Source organism: Acidiphilium sp. PM (assembly GCF_000219295.1).
Classification (GTDB): Bacteria; Pseudomonadota; Alphaproteobacteria; order Acetobacterales; family Acetobacteraceae; genus Acidiphilium; species Acidiphilium multivorum.
Genome location: NZ_AFPR01000594.1, coordinates 1 through 884 on the forward strand (window position 1 = coordinate 1; position 884 = coordinate 884).

Annotated in this window: 3 protein-coding genes; all 3 read left to right on the plus strand. The window is 52.7% G+C overall.

Annotated features, from left to right (window positions below):
- Positions 1-326: hypothetical protein (locus APM_RS22440; protein WP_206740708.1), on the plus strand; the 326-nt coding region annotated here is incomplete at its 5' end.
- A gap of 151 nt (positions 327-477) precedes the next feature.
- Positions 478-564: a potassium-transporting ATPase subunit F gene (locus tag APM_RS23205; RefSeq protein ID WP_225487703.1), complete on the plus strand. Its 87-nt coding sequence runs from the start codon at positions 478-480 to the stop codon at positions 562-564.
- A gap of 5 nt (positions 565-569) precedes the next feature.
- Positions 570-710, plus strand: coding sequence for a hypothetical protein (locus APM_RS22140; RefSeq protein ID WP_155856319.1), 141 nt, complete (start codon positions 570-572; stop codon positions 708-710).
- Positions 711-884 lie beyond the last annotated feature (174 nt).

The window sequence follows — 884 nt, forward strand, 5'->3', positions numbered from 1 at the left end:
TATCCGCCCTTAGAACCGCGCTCTCCGCTCAAACCCGCAGAAAACCTCGATCCCAACCAGTCAGCGTTCCCACTTTGTCCGCTTATGCTACAGCCCAGGGCGATCCGTTACTTCGGGCCCAGGAGCATCCTGGCCGGCATACACTTCGCAGCCACCGCCATCTGACTCAAATGACCGCCGAGCTTAGAATTTTAATATTTTTTTTACAAAAAACTCCAAATTTTGACTCGAATTTATACGGCGTAAACCGGCATGATCTTGCGGTCCGGCAAGGTAACCTCGGTGGCCTTTGCTGCCATTTCGAACTTGTCGCAAGTGTTGGTTGAAGGGAATTATTAATGAATGACTTGTTGACAGTTCTTCTAGGCGTTGTGGTGTTTGGATTGTTCTTTCTTTACGTCCATGCATGCGAAAGAATATAAATGATGTATATCAGGTCGGTTTTGAGTAATATTTCCACGGTCTGGAGATCATATAGTGTTTGATTTCTTGATCGGTGGAACCGTTGCTGGATTAATTCTGATCTATCTCGTCTGGGCCCTTCTGCGCCCCGAGGATTTCTGAACACCATGCATCTGGCGGCGCACATCACTGGCCTGATCGCCGATGCCCTGATCTGCATCGGCAGTGCTTTCGCCATCGTCCTCGTCATCCTGTGGATGTGGCAGGTGGCACGCCAGGTTCTTCACCGGCATCCCCCCGAACAATAGCGTCTCCGAACGGAAACCCCCATGACCTTGCACGGAATAGGGTTCATCGCCCTCGCGCTCGCCCTCGTCTTCGGCGCGGCCTTTCCGCTGGGCGCCTATCTCGCCCGACTTTATCGCGGCGATCTGCGATTCCTCGCGGCGATCGAAGCGCCGATCTATCGCCTTTGCGGCATT